The 18080-nt window shown below is 46.6% G+C and carries 15 protein-coding genes; 13 read left to right on the forward strand and 2 right to left on the reverse strand.

Features of this window, described 5'->3' with window-relative positions; all coding sequences use genetic code 11:
• Positions 1–18 precede the first annotated feature (18 nt).
• Positions 19–1296: a 3-deoxy-manno-octulosonate cytidylyltransferase gene (kdsB, locus tag JMX03_RS00930; protein WP_201593871.1), complete on the forward strand. Its 1278-nt coding sequence runs from the start codon at positions 19–21 to the stop codon at positions 1294–1296.
• Here the strand turns inward: kdsB and JMX03_RS00935 are convergent.
• Entirely contained in the window at positions 1275–2255 is a 981-nt protein-coding gene (locus JMX03_RS00935; protein WP_201593872.1) for a capsular polysaccharide export protein, LipB/KpsS family, read from the reverse strand. The two genes, kdsB and JMX03_RS00935, sit on opposite strands and share 22 nt — an antisense overlap.
• A gap of 460 nt (positions 2256–2715) precedes the next feature.
• Here JMX03_RS00935 and galE point away from each other — a divergent pair, with 460 nt between their 5' ends.
• The 4 genes from galE (at position 2716) to JMX03_RS00955 (ending at position 8186) form a co-directional block, all read left to right on the forward strand.
• Positions 2716–3774, forward strand: coding sequence for a UDP-glucose 4-epimerase GalE (gene galE, locus JMX03_RS00940; RefSeq protein ID WP_201593873.1), 1059 nt, complete (start codon positions 2716–2718; stop codon positions 3772–3774).
• A 73-nt stretch (positions 3775–3847) separates the two neighbouring features.
• The gene (locus tag JMX03_RS00945; protein ID WP_201593874.1) at positions 3848–4741 is read left to right on the forward strand and encodes a UTP--glucose-1-phosphate uridylyltransferase; all 894 of its coding nucleotides are present in this window, start codon (positions 3848–3850) and stop codon (positions 4739–4741) included.
• Positions 4742–4911: 170 nt separating this feature from the next.
• Positions 4912–6585 carry a glucose-6-phosphate isomerase gene (gene pgi / locus JMX03_RS00950; protein WP_201593875.1) on the forward strand — a complete coding sequence of 558 codons (1674 nt, stop codon included), beginning with the start codon at positions 4912–4914 and terminating at the stop codon, positions 6583–6585.
• 224 nt (positions 6586–6809) lie between these two features.
• Positions 6810–8186 (forward strand): UDP-glucose/GDP-mannose dehydrogenase family protein, encoded by a 1377-nt coding sequence (locus JMX03_RS00955; RefSeq protein ID WP_201593876.1) that lies wholly within the window; start codon positions 6810–6812, stop codon positions 8184–8186.
• A gap of 11 nt (positions 8187–8197) precedes the next feature.
• Here JMX03_RS00955 and JMX03_RS00960 read toward each other — a convergent pair whose 3' ends face one another.
• On the reverse strand, positions 8198–9688 hold the full coding sequence (locus tag JMX03_RS00960) for a phosphohexomutase domain-containing protein (RefSeq protein WP_320158292.1): 1491 nt from the start codon (positions 9686–9688) through the stop codon (positions 8198–8200).
• A gap of 370 nt (positions 9689–10058) precedes the next feature.
• Between JMX03_RS00960 and mazG the strand changes: the two genes are divergently transcribed.
• The 8 genes from mazG (at position 10059) to yjgA (ending at position 17945) form a co-directional block, all read left to right on the forward strand.
• Positions 10059–10991, forward strand: coding sequence for a nucleoside triphosphate pyrophosphohydrolase (gene mazG, locus JMX03_RS00965; RefSeq protein WP_201593877.1), 933 nt, complete (start codon positions 10059–10061; stop codon positions 10989–10991).
• A 91-nt stretch (positions 10992–11082) separates the two neighbouring features.
• Complete coding sequence (locus JMX03_RS00970; RefSeq protein WP_227695088.1) at positions 11083–11397, forward strand: ComEA family DNA-binding protein; 315 nt, start codon at positions 11083–11085, stop codon at positions 11395–11397.
• 185 nt (positions 11398–11582) lie between these two features.
• Positions 11583–13814 (forward strand): polynucleotide adenylyltransferase PcnB, encoded by a 2232-nt coding sequence (gene pcnB / locus JMX03_RS00975; RefSeq protein WP_201593879.1) that lies wholly within the window; start codon positions 11583–11585, stop codon positions 13812–13814.
• A 64-nt stretch (positions 13815–13878) separates the two neighbouring features.
• Entirely contained in the window at positions 13879–14379 is a 501-nt protein-coding gene (gene folK / locus JMX03_RS00980) for a 2-amino-4-hydroxy-6-hydroxymethyldihydropteridine diphosphokinase (RefSeq protein ID WP_406947688.1), read from the forward strand.
• 125 nt (positions 14380–14504) lie between these two features.
• On the forward strand, positions 14505–15305 hold the full coding sequence (panB, locus tag JMX03_RS00985; protein WP_201593881.1) for a 3-methyl-2-oxobutanoate hydroxymethyltransferase: 801 nt from the start codon (positions 14505–14507) through the stop codon (positions 15303–15305).
• Between the two features lie 51 nt (positions 15306–15356).
• Positions 15357–16226: a pantoate--beta-alanine ligase gene (panC, locus tag JMX03_RS00990; protein WP_201593882.1), complete on the forward strand. Its 870-nt coding sequence runs from the start codon at positions 15357–15359 to the stop codon at positions 16224–16226.
• 119 nt (positions 16227–16345) lie between these two features.
• The gene (gene rapZ, locus JMX03_RS00995) at positions 16346–17305 is read left to right on the forward strand and encodes an RNase adapter RapZ (protein ID WP_406947732.1); all 960 of its coding nucleotides are present in this window, start codon (positions 16346–16348) and stop codon (positions 17303–17305) included.
• A 130-nt stretch (positions 17306–17435) separates the two neighbouring features.
• The gene (gene yjgA / locus JMX03_RS01000; protein ID WP_201593884.1) at positions 17436–17945 is read left to right on the forward strand and encodes a ribosome biogenesis factor YjgA; all 510 of its coding nucleotides are present in this window, start codon (positions 17436–17438) and stop codon (positions 17943–17945) included.
• The last annotated feature ends 135 nt before the right edge of the window (positions 17946–18080 follow it).

The following is an 18080-nucleotide window of genomic DNA, read 5'->3' on the forward strand; positions in this document are numbered from 1 at the left end:
CATTCAAAGGTATATCAGATGCAGTCTGTTGCTATCGTCATTCCCGCGCGCTATTCATCTTCACGCTTTCCTGGCAAACCACTTGCAGATATTTTGGGTAAGCCAATGATTCAGCATGTGTATGAGAAAGCCGCATCTGTGCACAACGCCACCGTAGTCGTTGCCACAGATGATAGTCGAATACTGTCAATAGTTGAAGGGTTTGGCGGCAAGGGAGTAATGACTAGCTCAGATCATGCTTCTGGTACAGATAGATTGGTAGAGGTAATGAGTGAGGTAGACGCAGATCTGTACATCAATTTGCAGGGTGATGAGCCTTTGGTTCGTGCTGAGGACCTTGAACTGCTCATTAATGCTATGGCAGCAGACAAGTCAATTGAAGTGGGAACGCTTTATCATTCTATCAACGCAGATCAGGCCAAAGATCCTAATACAGTCAAAGTGGTGACATCGCATAGTGGTCGAGCGTGTTACTTTAGCCGTTCTCCCATTCCTTTTATCAGAGATAAAGATGTGCAAGCGAGTTATAAACAACATGTCGGGGTATATGCGTATCGTAAGTCCGTATTAGAAAAGTATACTCGATTAGATGAATCTCATATAGAGACAGTAGAGCAGCTTGAGCAGTTGCGGCTGCTAGACAGTGATGTAGATATCTATGCGTTTGAAGTGATGCCGACAGGGCCGGGGGTAGATACTCCAGAAGATTTAGAGAGAGTAATTAAGATACTCAAGGGTGAGCAAGTAGATAGTGAGAAAACTTTACTCTCTAATATTGAGCTTGTTATCACTGATGTTGATGGCGTGTTAACAGATGGTGGTATTTACTATGATGAAAATGGTGAGTGTATTAAGCGTTTTCATGTGCGAGACGGCCTAGGTATTAAGCTTTTACAACAAGCTGGAGTTAAGGTAGCGGTATTATCAGGTAGGGATTCAAGAGCTTTGAGAAAGAGAATTTCTGACTTAGGAATTGATATTTTTGATTTGGGTGTCAAAAATAAGGAAGTAGCTTGTAAAGATATAATCAAACAAGCGGGTACAACCAGTGCTAATACGGTATATGTTGGTGATGATACTATTGACCTGCCAGCTTTCATTAGTTGTGGCTTAGCTGTCACTGTTGCCGATGCTCCTGAGTATATTAAGTCTAAGTGTGATTTAGTACTGGATAAAAACGGTGGTTTTGGCGCTTTACGTGAGTTAGCTGATAAAATATTAATTGAGCAAGGTAAGTCTAAATTGCTTGATGACCCCTCAACATTCTTAAAAGTTCATGCAGATGTAACACAGTGATTATATTGACTGTATAAGTAGCATATTAGAAAATATTGATATTTCTCATGATCTTTCTGACAAAGAGATTTATAAAAAGGTCGCCCTAATACGGTGACCTTTTTACCTCTTAGTAACGCCTCAAACCCACCTAATGACGTAATCGTATATACATGATCGACAGTCTCTAACGCATCGACCAAATGAATAGACTGGGTGAGGATAAGACAATCTAGCTCAGTGAGGGCACTGACGATAGACGGATCATCCAGTGTCATCGGATGTGGTTTGACGATGATCTGCGCATTAGGGTTTTCTTCGATTGCCTGATTGACCACATCCAGCAGCGTAATACCGATACCGCCACCGTATTTCAATGAATCATCATAGGGTACTTGTCCTAACACCAAAACTCGCTTTTTATTTTTCACCCCATAGATAGGTACGACATCGACATACGGCTGATGATTGTATTTACTCACCCGATGCGCGACGTAATAATCGAGCATCTCCTGTGCCAACGCCTCATCATAGCCGTCTTGTGTGAAATCAAAGTTTGCGATGAGATCAGTCAAATCATTTGGACGAGTGGTATCGAAGTAGGGCGCTTGGCTGTCCATCACAATAGAGAGTGGCGGAGTACTGCTATCATCATCAGGACCTGAACGGATAAAACCATCCTCTAAGAAGAAAATATCCAGATCTTGCTCGCGTATATAATCAATGAAATAGTCAGGCGCTTTATAACCCCAGATATAAATAACAGGGTTGACCCGCTTGATAAAGGGCTGTAGCCATCGCGTAAAGTAGCGTTTATCAAAATGCCTTTGTATTTGGATATGCGATGACTCTAACACCCAATCCCCAACCATATCTTGCCACGGCCACATACCAACAACCAACGCTAACCGTTGGTTGTGCTGACGATAGTGTTGATAGTAGCCTAAAAGTAGGGGCTGAAGGTAAGCGTTAAATGTCATAATATGATTAATGGCGTTGATTGATAATGAATAGTGGGTAGCGGTAAGCTTTATGAAAGACTATAGCAACTATCATAAGTAGCTATAATAACTAACCATCATACTCTATAGTGACCATGGCTTGAAATGATGAATTTGTTCTGAGGTGTTTTTTAGTTATTTTTAAGAGCTCCTTTTTTAAAGGCTCCTTTAGTCTAAACGATATAATTGGCAGCTGAAGATTTAAGTAGTAGTACAAATCTTTTTGTATGAAATAGCGTATCTTAGAAGGATTGACTGATTTTTGTTGGCAATATAGCGCAATTGTTAGTATAGTCACTTATGTGAATAAAGTTAAAAATAACCAGTCTGCTATCAATATATACCAATCGTACGATTGAATGGCTGTCACGCTTTTATTTGCAACCAACTATAGTATGATTGACGATAAATAACCATTTAAACACTTTTGGCTGATTTTATGACTAAAAAAATATTAGTAACTGGCGGTGCTGGCTATATCGGCTCACACACTTGTATAGCGTTGCATGAAGCAGGCTATGAAGTTGTGGTATACGATAACTTATCTAACAGTAGCCGTGAAGCGATCAATCGTGTCTTTAGCATTATTGGCCAGCCTATCTCCTTTATCGAAGGCGATATCCGCGATGCTGAGACTCTCAGACAAGTCTTTGCTGCGCATGCCTTCTTTGGCGTGATTCACTTCGCTGGACTAAAAGCCGTTGGTGAATCCGTCGCCAAGCCTTTGCTGTATTATAATAATAACGTCAGTGGCAGCATCACTTTACTGGAAGTCATGGCAGAATATGACGTCAAAAATCTGGTCTTTTCCTCGTCTGCCACTGTCTATGGCGACCCAGAAACGCTCCCTATCGATGAAACCTCCCCACGCTCTTGTACCAATCCTTATGGACAAAGCAAACTTACCGTCGAGCATATCCTAGAAGACCTAGCGGTATCGGATGCTAGCTGGAACCTCATCCCTCTTAGATACTTCAATCCAGTAGGGGCACATCCCTCAGGACAGATCGGCGAAGATCCGAATGACATTCCAAATAATCTCATGCCTTATATCTCGCAAGTGGCCGTCGGTAAACTTGAGAAACTCAGCATCTTTGGCAATGACTATCCTACCGTCGATGGTACGGGCGTCCGTGACTTTATCCATGTCACTGATCTGGCGCAAGGTCATGTGGCCGCGCTGAATTACTTACAGCAACACGCCAGCTCAAAAAACGGTTCGGATACAACTGGCTCAGTCGGTTTTCTACCTATTAACCTAGGAACGGGTAAGGGTACCTCGGTCTTAGATCTGGTTGCAGCGTTTACCAAAGTCTCTAAACAGCCCATTCCTTATCAATTCGCTGCCCGCCGTGCAGGGGATATTGCCAGTTGCTATGCCAGTGCTGACAAAGCCAAAGAGTTATTAGGCTGGGAAGCCAAGCTGTCTATCACTGAGATGTGTCAAGATACTTGGCGTTGGCAAAGTCAAAACCCGAATGGCTATGATAGTCACTGAACGCAATGTACTCAGTACGAGTAAAACTCTATCGTGCTTCTACTTTATAATAAATCGATTTGAATAAACCATTATGAAAAACATCACCCACGCCGTTATCCCCGTCGCAGGCTTTGGTACCCGTATGCTGCCACTGTCCAAATCCGTGCCAAAAGAGCTGTTGCCACTGGGCAATCGTCCTGCCATTCATTATGTAGTGGCAGAAGCGATCGCTGCTGGTATCAAGCACATTGTCCTGGTCGGCCATGCACAAAAAGGCGCGATTGAAAACTACTTCGATATCAATGCCGAGCTGGACAATCAGCTGCGAGCCAAAGGAAAAGATCAGCTGGCGGATAGTCTCAACTGGCTACCAGAGGATGTGACCGTATCTATGATCCGTCAGGGCAAGCCTTTAGGACTGGGACATGCGGTATTGGCAGCGCGTCCCATCATTGGCGCGCACGACTTTGCCGTCATGCTACCAGATGTAGTGCTCGATCCATACACCACCGACATGGCAGCGGATAACTTGGCCTTTATGATTGCTCAGTTTACTGATGATGGGCATTCGCAGATATTGGTCGAGACCGTGGCAGATGAAGACGTGCATAAATATGGCATCGCCCAATTGCATGAAGCGTCTAACGATGACGGTGGCAGCAATAGCAACGAAAATGTGAATACCAGCTTTAAAGTGGCGGGTTTTGTAGAAAAGCCCAGCTTAGCAGAGGCACCTTCACGCTTAGCCGTGGTGGGTCGCTACGTGTTTAGCAATCACATCTTTGACTATCTGGCCAATACCAAAGCCTCTGTCGGCGGTGAGATTCAGCTGACCGATGCCATTGATGCCTTGATTAGCGAATATGGCGTCAATGTGACCACCATGCGTGGCGATAGCTATGATGCAGGCGATATGCGCTCGTATATGCAGGCCTTTATCTACTTTGCCGAGCAGCAGTTAGCGAGTAGTGAAAATAGTGAGTAGAACTATTGTAGGCTGGGTTTTTAACCCAGCATTTTAATTTTGTAAAGTCTCAAAGCTGGGTTAAAAACCCAGCCTACGCCAATAACCTTAGACAGTTGATAGCGGAGTGATCAGTACCAGATAAAGTTTATTCCAATAGCACTGTATTTATTTCAAAGTGGATTAACGTTATGCACAATAACACCTATCACAGCGCTCGCCACTCTGAGTACTGGCAGCAGTTGCAGACACTGGCAGCGCAGCCGTGGTCGCTGGCGCAGCTGTTTGCGCAGGACGATGAGCGTACCACCCGCTTTAGTAGCCAGGCGGGGGCGCTATATATGGACTATAGCAAGCAGTGTATCGATGACACCGTATTAGCCAACCTATTGAGCCTTGCCGATAGCTGTGAGTTGTCTACCCGTATTCAGGCGCTGCTACAAGGGGAGATGGTCAATACCAGTGAGCAGCGCGCCGCCCTGCATACCGCGCTACGTTTGCCAGAGACTGCCGAGCTACAAGTAGGCGCGCAAGACGTGGTTGCCGATGTGCATCATAGTCTAGCAAGAGTGGCGCGACTGTCCGAACGCGTACGCAATGGCACTTGGCGCGGGTTTTCTGGGCAAGCCATCACTGACGTGGTCAACATTGGCGTCGGTGGTTCTGATCTGGGCCCACTAATGGCGACCACCGCCCTTGATGAGTGGGCAGATACCGACATCGACGTGCATTTCGTCTCTAACATGGACGGCACTCAGCTGGATAACCTGCTCAAGCACCTAAATCCTGAAAATACCTTATTTATCATCTCTTCCAAATCCTTTGGTACGGTGGATACCTTGTCCAATGCCAAGACCGCACTGTCATGGCTGCTTGCTACGGCCAAGCTGCGTGCAGGTACCGAAGACAGCGTCTTACGTCGGCACTTTATCGGTATCTCTGCCAATAGCGAGAAGATGAGCGCGTGGGGGATTCATCCTGAGCATCAATTGCAGCTGTGGGAGTGGGTCGGTGGTCGCTTCTCGTTATGGTCAGCGATTGGACTGGCCATTGCGATTCGCATTGGTATGCCAAGGTTTAAGGAGCTGTTGAGCGGTGCGCATAGTATGGATGAGCACTTTGCCCAGGCGGACTTTGGCGACAATTTGCCCGTGTTATTAGGTCTGCTTGCCGTTTGGAACAGTACCTTTTTACAAGTGAATGCCCATACTGTCTTGCCGTATGATGGCCGTCTCAGCTATTTGCCCAGCTACTTGACCCAGCTAGAGATGGAGAGTAACGGTAAGTCCGTCACCCTGCATGGCGACCATATCGATTACGATACCTGTCCGATTCTATGGGGTGAGATTGGCTCCAATGCGCAGCATGCGTTCTATCAGCTGCTGCATCAAGGAACGCAGCAGGTCTCTTGCGACTTTATCGCTTGCGTGCGTCGTTATAGCACCAAGGTGCAGAATAATGCGCCATTACAACAGCAGCATGAGCTATCGCTGGCCAATTGTCTGGCGCAAAGTCGGGTACTGGCCTTTGGTAATGCCGCGGTTGCCGATGCTGACAAACTTAGTGGTGAAGCGACCACAGCTTGCGATGCGGATAAGTATAAATACTACCGAGGCAATCAGCCGTCAACGACGCTACTGATCGACGAGCTGACCCCGCACAGCTTAGGGGCGCTGATTGCGCTCTATGAGCATAAAGTCTATGTCATGGCCAGTATCTGGGATATTAACCCGTTTGACCAATGGGGCGTTGAGATGGGTAAGCAGATGGCAGAGTCCGTACACCATGCCATGCAGCATGAGGTTGATGGTCAGTTTGACAGCTCCACCGATCAGCTATTACAGCATATCAAACAGCTGTCGTAGGACGCATTCCATGCACCATCATAACAACGTTTGACAGGTACTGAGTTATCGTAGGCTGTGGCTTTAGCCCAGCATTTTGCTCTTGCGAAGGTTTGATTTGTAGGGCGCATTCCATGCACCATTATTGCAATGCTTGAACGATGCTTAGAAAGCACCCTACACAAAAATTTAGTCTACGCTGTAGCGTTTGTAAAGTAAGCCGACCGTATTAAAAAGGATAAAAGATGTCTGTTCATCCAAGCCATGCCAATAATAGTCATAGTAAAACAAAGGTCTGTGTGATTATCGGACATAGTATTGAGGCCATTACTAGCGCCGTAGTGCTGGCAAGTCTCGGGCAGCGCGTGCATCTCTATGCCGATAAAGAACGCTTGGCGCAGCAGATACAGCAGTATGGCTTTGAGCATCATCTGCAGGCGCTGTGGCAGATGTATGTGCAGCAGCAGACTATTATCAGTCAGGCGCTGCCAGCTAGTGCAGATGCCTTAATACAGAGTTATGAAGCGACAGGTCAAGATGCCGATCATGACGCTAATCATCAGGGTCATGAGCAAACAACCGTGGCGCTGTACTGGTTGTTTTTAGACAGTATCAAGTCAGTTTGGTTGGATGACAGTTGGGTGACAGCCTTTAATCACAGTCATCAGCAGGCGCTACCTGTGATTATGAGCGGTATTGAGCAACTAGGGCATATCGCAGGGTTGGCGCAGCGCTTGCAGCGTGCTTGGGTGTATTATGTGCCGTTTGTATTCTTAAAAGACGGTGATGCCTATAGCTCGATGTTAAACCCCTCATTGTGGCTCTTGGGTGAAAAGACCGCAGACAGTCGTCAGCATCTACCTATCTTAGCGCCTTTAATGCAGTCTGCTCACGCTGCTCATCATGCGGATATCGCCACCATAGAGTTTGCCCGTAGCAGCATCATGGCCATGCTAGCGACGCGGGTAAGCTTCATGAATGAGATGTCACGCTTGGCAGACAGTCAGCAGATCGATATCAAGCACGTCAGTCGCATCATGGGCTTAGATGAGCGGGTGGGCAGCAGTTACTTGCAAGCAGGCTGGGGGTTTGGCGGTAATACCCTACCGACAGAGCTGGTAAAGCTGCAGCAATCAAACCAAGAGCATAGTTTGGACATGCCGCTCTTGCAGTCGGTGCTGCATATCAACGAAGATCAAAAAGAGCTGATATTCCGCAAGTTTTGGCAATACTTTGATGGCTTTATTGATAATAAAACCGTCATGATTTGGGGCGGCAGTTATAAAGCGGGATCGGGACGTACGGCGGACTCTGCCATTCATCCATTGTTGGCATTATTATGGTCGTATAACATTCGGACGCTGGTCTATAGTGACAAAGCCCAGACTGAACTCGCTGCGCTTTATGGACAACAGCCATTGCTCAAGCTAGTAGCCAGTCCTTATCAGCAGCTTGATGAAGCACAGGCGGTATTTATCATCAGTTGGTCGCCACGCGATCAGCTCGATGTTGCCAAGCTCAATCAGCAAGCCATGCCAGTATTTGATGCGCAGAATGCACTGACCAGGGTTCAAATTAATAGTTTAGTGGGTGATTATATGGGTATTGGCCGTGCTAAATAAGTCATCCAACTTTAAGCTGGCACCGCGCCTTGCTCACTTAACCAGGTTTTTATTTCTTGAACCTTGTCGGCTAATAACGTCTCATCTCCGCGAGTTTCGATATTTAGCCTGATCAGCGGCTCAGTATTCGATGCGCGTAAGTTAAAGCGCCAGTCACCGAAGTTGAGGCTTAAACCATCAAGCATCGATTTGCTGGGGCTCTCGCTGCGATACTTGTCTTCAATAGCGCGAATGATGGTTGGCGCATCGTGGGTGATAAGGCGAAAATTAAGCTCTCCTGAGCTCGGATACGCTTGAATGTAGCCAGTGACCAATTCAGACAGCGTCTTACCCGTGACGGATAACAGCTCAATGGTGAGTAGCCACGGAATCATCCCGCTGTCACAATAGAAAAAGTCACGGAAATAGTGATGAGCAGACATCTCGCCGCCATAGACGGCGCCTGACTCGCGCATGACTTGCTTGATGAATGAGTGCCCAGACTTACTGATGACCGCCTTGCCATTATATTCTTCGATGACTGCTTCGGTGTTATATATTACTCGGGGATCATAGACGATGGATTCATTTGGATACTTGTTTAAAAATGCTTGTGCAAGCATACCAACCACGTAGCTACCATCAATAAACTCCCCGCTTTCATCGAATAAAAAGCAGCGGTCAAAATCACCATCAAAAGCAATACCCAGATCGGCTTTATGTGCTAATACGGCCTGTTTGGTTGCCACTCTATTGGCTTCAATCATAGGATTGGGGATGCCGTTAGGGAAGCTGCCGTCTGGGGTGTGATGTAATTTAATCACTTCAATCGGTGCGTGCGCTTGTGCAAGCTTATCAATCAATAAGTCAACCACGGGGCCGGCGCTACCATTACCTGAGTTAATCACTAGCTTCAGGGGTTTGAGCTTATCGGTATCGATAAAGGTCATCACGTGCTCGACATAGGCGTTTTTATCAGTCAGCAGCTGCAAGGTTCCTGATTCATTACTGGTAGCGAACTGCCCAGACTCTGCCAATGCTTGAATCTCGGCCAGACCATCATCGGCGCTGATCGGCTTTGAGTGTTCTTTGACCAGCTTGAGGCCATTATAATTGATGGGATTGTGACTGGCGGTGACTTCGATGCCGCCCAGCGCCTGATAGTAACTGGTGGCAAAGTACACTTCTTCGGTGCCCGTCATGCCCAAATCGATGACATCGACGCCTGCATCTAGCATGCCTTTAAGAGTAGCTTGTTTTAATTGCTCACTAGAATGGCGGATATCGCTACCGATGACGATGGCAGGTTTTAGCGTTGCCAGTTCACTCTCTTGATCGGCGGCAACGGCAGCGTTATAACGCTGAAATAAAATCTGCGCAAAGGCACGCCCGATACGGTAAGCGATCGCCTCATCAAGGTTTACCCCAAGCTCACCGCGAATATCATAAGCTTTAAATGAATCGATCGTCATGGGATGAAATTCAGTTGCTGGCTGATAGCTAGGGGTCGCAGAAGTAGGCATAATGAGAAGATTCCTTGCGCTTGAGCAGTGAGGTGAGAAAATAGGGTGTGTTAAATATTTGGCCATACAATTATAAGCCAATTAGCGTTCAATGCTACACTATAGTCGATTAAATTTACAAACAATAGCGTATTGCTAAGAACAGAAGATTTGTAGGCTGTGGCTTTAGCCCTGAGAAACGTCAAAAAATTGCACTGCAATTTTAGTTTCGCAAGAGAAATTCTTTAAATAGAATTTCTGGAAGATACTTTGAAAAATATGTTGCAGTGTTTTGCTAAAGCCACAGCCTACGTTAAGATATTTAAGGGGTTGAGATATTAGATGGTAAGTAGAAATAATAAAAAATGATAGAAAGAGAAGAGTAGCCTTTATGAATAATCCAGACCTTATTAATGCTCAAAAAAGTGTGAGTACCCATAAAAATAACAGCTCAACTGCGAATAATGAGAATCAGCAACAAGTCTCCGCACCCGAGCCTGTACAAGGTACGCCAAAAGCCAGCGGGCAGCTTGATGACCTTCTCGCCTTGATGGCGCGGCTACGTGCTGACTGTCCTTGGGACAAAAAACAAAGCAATCATAGCCTCATTCCGTATGCCATCGAAGAAGCCTATGAGCTTGGTGAAGCGGTACAAAGCGATGATGACGAAGACATCAAAGGGGAGCTCGGTGATGTGCTGCTACAAGTGGTCTTTCACTGTCAGATGTACGCTGAGCAGGGACGCTTCGATATCAGCGACGTCATTACCACCTTGCAAGAGAAGCTGATACGCCGACATCCGCATGTTTTTGAAACCGAAACCCTTAAAGATGAAGCGGCAGTCAAGGAGCGCTGGGATGAGATAAAAGCTGAGGAAGCGCTTGAGCGTCAAAGCCGCGGTAAGCCCAAACGTCGTCTCGATAAAGTAAAAGCGGGTAGTGCCCTTATGCAGGCGCAAAGCTTACAAAAGGCGGCCAGTAAATTGGGGTTTGATTGGGAAGGGGTCGAGGGCGCTATCGAAAAGTTAGAAGAAGAAATCGCTGAGCTGAAAGACATCATTCCGCAAACAGGCGAGACCTTAAACGCGGCACAGCGTGATGAGCTAGAAAAGGAAATGGGCGACTGTCTGTTTGGCTTAGTCAATGTCGCGCGCAAACTAAACCTCGATGCCGAGATGGCAGCCCTGACTTGTGTGCATAAATTTAAATCGCGTTTTGGTTATATCGAAGCGCAGTTGGCCGCCGCTGGCAAGCGTGTCGAGGACAGTGATATCACAGAAATGGACGCTCTATGGGAAGCCGCAAAACAACATGAACGCTCATAACACTTGTAGCATCTACAACATCTATAATAAAGGCTCATGCGTTTATTTGATAATGAGTGCTGTTTGTTGTTTGGCTATTATCAGCAGTGTCATGCTCACCAGTGTTATGATTAATAATGCCCATGCTGCACCGTGTTTTGACAATCCCCAAGCTGCTTATAATCATCTGATTGCGCAAGAAAACGCGGCAATTCAAGCGCGTGATCAGGCCGTAATCAATATTAACCGTGCTACGGAAGGCGAGCTGACCTCATTGCATGGTATCGGCAGCAGTAAAGCACAAGAAATCATCTTATATCGTGAGATGTTTGGTGATTTTAGAAGCGTTGATGAGTTAACCAAAGTCAAAGGTATTGGCGCAAAAACCGTTGAGAAAAACAGAGCCCGTCTAACGGTGCAAGAGTAGGTTTTTTGTGGTTAAAAACAGCATAACCCTTGATATTGACAAAATAGCGCACAACTAAAGCGCATAATACACCTAGCAAGCCTAAAGTTTGTTAGAATAGCGAATACATCCGCCTGATAAACGCTAAGCTCGTTAAAAGCTAAGTTAATCAAGAGCGGTTAAGAATACCGGCGAGGAGTAGATGCATGGCCGAGCGTGCCGCCAAGCAGTTAGAACTGAATAAATCTGAATTACCCAATTCCATCACTGAAGTTATTGCCACATTATCCCGAGCTGGGTTTGATGCCTATATCGTCGGTGGCGGGGTGCGTGACACCTTATTAGGTCTGCAGCCAAAAGACTTTGACGCCGTCACTGATGCCAAACCGCACGAAATCAAAGACGTCTTTGGTAAGCGCTGCCGCATTATCGGTCGTCGTTTCCAGTTGGCCCATGTCTACTCTGGACGCGACTTGATTGAAGTCGCTACGTTTCGAGGGCCGCCAACCAGTGATGCCAATACCAACCAAGACGGTATGATCCTGCGTGACAATGTCTGGGGCGATATCAAGCAAGACTTTGCCCGTCGTGACTTTTCGATTAATGCGCTTTATTATCAGCCGCTCAAAGGCGTGGTGCATGATTTTTGCGGTGCCCTTGAAGACATTAATAATAAGACCATTCGCTTGTTAGGTCATGCGCCAGTACGCATTGAAGAAGATCCCGTACGGCTGTTACGTGCTCTGCGCTTTAAAGCCAAGCTGGGTTTTGAGTTTGATAAAGAGTTGTCTGAGCAGTTCCATGACAACAACTGGGCGCTACTCGAGCAGATATCGCCGCATCGTCTCTATGATGAGACACAAAAGATGTTTACCGGTGGTTATCTGGTGCCGTTATTGCCGCTCTTATTTGAGTCGGGTGCGATTGACAGCTTACTTATCTATCCGCCGTCTGAGCCAAGCGCCTTGGTAAAGCAAGTCGCTATCAATACTGACAAACGTATTGCCGCAGGCAAAAGCATCAACCCCGCGTTTTTCTATGCAGCCCTCTTGTGGGAAAACTATCTGCATCAGCTAGAAAAAGCCAAAAAGCGCAACATGCCATTTGCCGAAGCGCAATTGCACGCCGCCAGCAAGGTCATCGACCGTCAGCGCATCAAGACGGCTATTCCTAAGTTTGCTGAGCAGTTCATCCGCGATATCTGGCTATTGCAGCCAAAACTCTCTGCGCCGCGTAGCAAGCAAATTGTACAGCTTTCTGAGCATCCACGTTTCCGTGCAGGTTTTGACTTTTTATTGTTGCGTGAGCAGTGCGGCGACGCTGAGCATCCACTGTCAGAGTCGACCAATGGCATGGGCGACTGGTGGCAGACCTATCAAACTCTGTCAGAAAAAGAGCAACAGCAAGCCATCGATAGCTTTGATGAAAATCTGCGCCGCGGTGCTCACAAAAAAGGGCAGCGTGGCCGTGGACGCAATCGCCAAAAGCCTGCGACAAGTACTGCAGATGAGTTAGTGGTTAGTCAAAGCGACACTAAGCATCATCAAGATAATGGCAGCGCTGCAAAAGAGGACTCAAACGTACCCTCACGCCGTCGCCGTGCCGAAAGCTTGCCTGCAAACGCTAAGCACTCTGCTAATAAACGCAAAACGCAAGGTGAGCAGCAGAGCAAACAAGACAGCAAAGAGCTGGCACAGTTGCAGCAGCTATCGCTTGCTGGTGATACTAAGCAATCGTCACACAAGCGTCAGGCATCTAAACCTGCCCCGTTATTTGTCATCGAGCACGAAAAAGTGGTGCCACCACTACCAAGACAGCCAGCGGATGAGCAGCCGCAAAAAGACAGTCAAACGCCTGCTCAAAAAAAGCCTGTACAAAAAGAGCCAGTGTCTCATAAAGCATCAGTTGAGAAGAGTAAAAAGGGTCAGCAAACACAGAGTGTAAAGTCAGATGCAAAGGTTGATGGCTCAAACATTGCTCAGCCAGATCAAGTAAAGCAGCCTGAGGCTAAATCCTCATCTGCTACTCCAGAAAAGGCAACTCGCAGCATAGCAAGATCGCCTGCGCTAGTGAGCATGAACAACGAGCCAATACCGCATAAGCGCCGTCGTCGTCAGCCTAGCGCTGCTAGCGTCAGTGTTACTAACGATGCTCCAGAGTCAACAACTGGCACTAAGTACGCAAAAAAAGTACCTAAACCAGCGGCAGAAGTTGATCAGAAGCATAGCCAGGCTAAAGCAGATGCCCAAGCTCAGCAGCGAGATCAACAGTCAGCAAAGCAGCCAACCAAAGCACCCGTGGCGGTAGCAGAAACAACAAAAGCTACCAAAAGCAGTCAAGTTGCGGACAGTCTGGCCATTGCTAGCAAGCTGAATGACAATAAAGGGCCAATACCGCATAAGCGTCGCCGTCGTCAGCCAAGCACTGACAATGCGTAGCTTGAATAACTAAGTAGCGATAATACGTGGCTTTGACAATGACTATTAGAATAAAATGAGCACCATGAATAATGCTAATTGGGTTACCTGCTATGTGGGCTTGGGTAGCAATCTCTCTAATGAGCTAGGTTCCCCTGTAGAACACTTGCAGCAAGCCATTGCAGCGATGCGAGAGCATGAGCAAATACGCAAAGTTGATGTCTCTTCGTTCTATGCCTCAGCGCCTATGGGGCCACAAGACCAGCCAGACTTTGTCAATGCAGTTGCAAGCTTTGAAACGACATTGACCCCTGCCGAGTTGCTCGCATTTTGCCAACAGTTGGAGCAGCAAGCGTTGCGCGCGCGATTGCGCCGTTGGGGTGAGCGTAGCCTTGATGTGGATATCTTGTTGTACGGTGAAGCGCAAATCGCAGAGCCACAACTAACGATACCGCATGCTGGACTGCTTGAGCGCAATTTTGTCCTGATACCGCTACGTGAGTTGGCAGCAGATATTATGATTTCTGGTCAACCGATAGACAGTTATGCAGCTAGTAATGATTGGACAGGCTTAAGGCTACTATAGTCAATCCACTATAAAATTCATACCAGTAGCACGCCGTAAAAACTTTACTCTTTTTTATTTAGGACTCACTATAGTGAGAGTTAAAAGCATTTAGTTAAAGGCATTGCAGATTAATTGAGGGTCATATGACGACGTTATCTACTTTAAATAAATTTAAAAAAGACGGTATCAAGTTTACCTGTTTGACCTGCTATGATGCTATGTTTGCGCGGATGATGGATAAGGCGCAGATTGATACCATCTTGATCGGTGACAGTTTGGGCATGGTAGTACAAGGTCATGACTCAACACTGCCCGTAACAGTCGATGACATGGCATATCATACTGCCAATATTGCTCGTAGCAATGAGCACGCCTTGATCTTAGCTGATCTGCCGTTTATGAGCTATGTGACCTTGCCAGAAGCCGTGGCTAATAGCAGGCAGTTGATGCAAGCGGGCGCGCATGTGATCAAGATCGAAGGCGGTAGTGAGCTTTGTGAGCTGGTCACGACGTTAGCGCAAGCGGGTACGCCAACGTGTGTGCATTTGGGCTTAACACCGCAGTTGGTCAACGTCTTTGGCGGCTATAAGATTCAAGGCCGCGGTGATGAAGCGGCTGATAAACTACTTGCGGACGCCAAAGCAGTCGTCGCCGCAGGTGCTGCATTATTGGTATTGGAGTGTGTACCTGCTGAGCTTGCCAAAGCAGTGACAGAAGCGGTGGCTGTGCCCGTCATTGGTATTGGCGCTGGTGCCGATACTGACGGTCAGGTATTGGTGATGCATGACATGCTGGGCATGGTGCATGGACGCGTGCCGCGCTTTGTCCATGACTTTTTGACCGATGAGCGCAATAGCACCCATAGCATCGAAGGTGCCTTTGCCCTGTATCAGCAGTCAGTCCGTGAAGGCAGTTTTCCAACTGAGCAGCACCAATTTAGCTAGTTTTATGTAATCTGTTGGTTTTTACGATTCGAAATAGAAGAAAATGACATCATGCCCACCATTTATCATCATATTGCGGCGTTACAAGACACGCTAAAACCGCTCCGTAGTGAGCAACGTATTGCGCTAGTGCCAACGATGGGCAATCTGCATGACGGTCATCTAGAACTGGTAAAAATGGCAAAGCAGCAGGCTGATATCGTAGTGGTAAGTATCTTTGTCAATCCCACTCAGTTTGGTGAAGGTGAAGACTTTGACAGTTATCCTCGTACTTTAGATGAGGATGTCGCAAAGCTAGCGACGGTTGGGGCAGATTATGTTTTTGCGCCCAGTATCGATGAGATGTACCCAGTACTGCCACCACCGACATCTGTTCTCGCTGGTGCTATTACCACTCAATTATGTGGTCAATCGCGTCCTGGTCATTTTGATGGTGTCGGGATTGTGGTCTCGAAGTTGTTTAACATAGTGCAGCCTGACGTGGCTATATTTGGGCAAAAAGACTATCAGCAATTGGCCATTATCAAGCAATTGGTGCGTGATTTAAGCTATCCGATAGAGATCGTTGGTGCGCCTATTGTCCGTGCTGCGGACGGCTTGGCACTGTCCTCACGCAATCAGTACTTAAGCGCAGCTGAGCGTCAAATGGCTCCTATACTGCATCAAGAGCTACAACGGTTAGCACAGCAGTTGATGGCAGGAAATGATCAGCATGAGCTTAAATCGTTATTAGCAGAAACACAGACGCGCATTACGGATGCTGGCTTTACTATTGATTACTTGGATGTGAGAACTGAGCAGCTAGACGCTGTTGATAATGTTAAAAGCTTAAAAGAAAATAATCAAAAGTTAATGATATTGGTCGCGGCATGGCTCGGGCGGGCGCGACTGTTAGATAACGAGATTGTAACCTTTAATTAGAATGATAATAGCGAATGTAGATGGTTTTAAGCTAAAGGTTGTCAGTGTTGTATGAGGAAACGCGCTAGGGCAGCAGTGGACGTAATGAACTAGGATGGTCAACCATGGAAGCGGCAGGTATGAATCAAGAGCATGAGTCAGTATCAGGACAGTCAGTGATAGAGAAGCCCAAGGACGATAGCCTTAGTATCTTAGTGGTGTCAGGACGCTCTGGTTCGGGTAAAACTTCGGTATTAAATATCTTAGAAGATTTGGGTTATTATTCTATAGATAATCTACCGCTGTCCTTGGTGCCTAATGCTGCTCACAAGCTAGTAGGAGAGAGTAGTATCCGCCGCATTGCTCTGGGTGTCGATATTCGTACTCCACGGGCGGACTTATCCAAATTCGATGCAATTTACGACTCACTAAAGCAAACGTATGGAGCGCAGGCGGTCAAGGTTGTCTACGTGACGGCGCAAGAGAGTACGTTGGTAGCACGCTTTAATGCTACTCGCCGCGTACACCCGCTGATGGCGCAAGATATCGATAGTGACAATGCCAAGCATATCGCTTTTAATTTACCTGCTGCCATCAAAAAAGAAGTTGAGCTGTTAGAGCCTATTGCTAGCCATGCTGACATAAAAATTGATACCAGCAATTTAAATATCCATCAGCTAAAAGACACCTTGCGTGAACACGTGGGTATGGACAATCAAATAGTCATCAACATATTGTCTTTTGGTTTTAAATACGGTAGCCCTATCGACGCTGACTTTATATTCGATGTCAGGATCTTGCCCAACCCCCATTGGAACCCTGATCTGCGCGCCTCAACAGGTCTGGACTCCGAGGTCGGTGAGTTCTTTGCTGATTATCCAGAAGTAGCGGAAATGAACGACGATATTGCTAAGTTTTTGACACGTTGGTTGCCAGATTTTTTACATAACAATCGCCATACGGTGACAGTTGCGATTGGTTGTACAGGTGGCAAGCACCGCTCAGTATTCATTACCGATAACCTGCAACGCCGATTGGCCGATAGTATGCCAGCAGGTTTAAAAGTGGTTGCCAAACATCGCGAAAAAAGTCGTTGGTAGCTCTTGGATGTTATATAGCTGATAGCTAATCTTATTAAGAAGTTTGCTGTTAAAGTTTTTTATTAAAAGTTTGCTGCTACAAATCGTGGTTAGTAGGCCCTAATTTTATTTATTATTTTGGAAAGCTTGTATGATTGACTGGTCAGAACACGACATGCGCGTCTCGCGCACCGAACTGAAAAAAGCCCACGAGCGCTTGCAGCAGTTATCTATACCGCTGGCAGGCTTATCAAAAAAGCAGTTAAAAAAACTCCCAGCCAGTGAGTATTTTATGGCGGAGTTGATGGCACTTGCTGATATTACCAGTGCCAATGCACGCAACCGTCAGACCAAACGTGTCGGCAAGCTGATCGGTGAAGAAGATCGCCATGCTTTGGTAAAAGCACTGTTTGATGCCCTATTCCCAAATGAGCAAATCGTGAAGATAGAAGGGTGGTTTGGCAGGCTTAATATCAATGATGAAGGCACACTGAAGCAGTTTATAAAGCAGTACAAGGCCTCTGAGCGCAACAGTCTATATCAGCTACTGCTATGGATTGAGTATGCCAAACACATGCAAGATGATGAATTGTTAGCAGAGTCGGAAGAAGATTTGGCCAGCTATATTCGCGAAGTCGCCATACTTTCGCAGCTAAAGTAAAGATAGTCCAATGCACAAAAAGGCCAATCATTCACTGATTGGCCTTTTTAGTTTTTGCATAGAGTAGTGCGAACAACGTACTTTTCTTATGCAGCTTTTATTAAGCTACAGCTGTTTTGCAGAATTATTTTAGAG

The organism is Psychrobacter fulvigenes (assembly GCF_904846155.1).
GTDB classification, from domain to species: Bacteria; Pseudomonadota; Gammaproteobacteria; order Pseudomonadales; family Moraxellaceae; genus Psychrobacter; species Psychrobacter fulvigenes.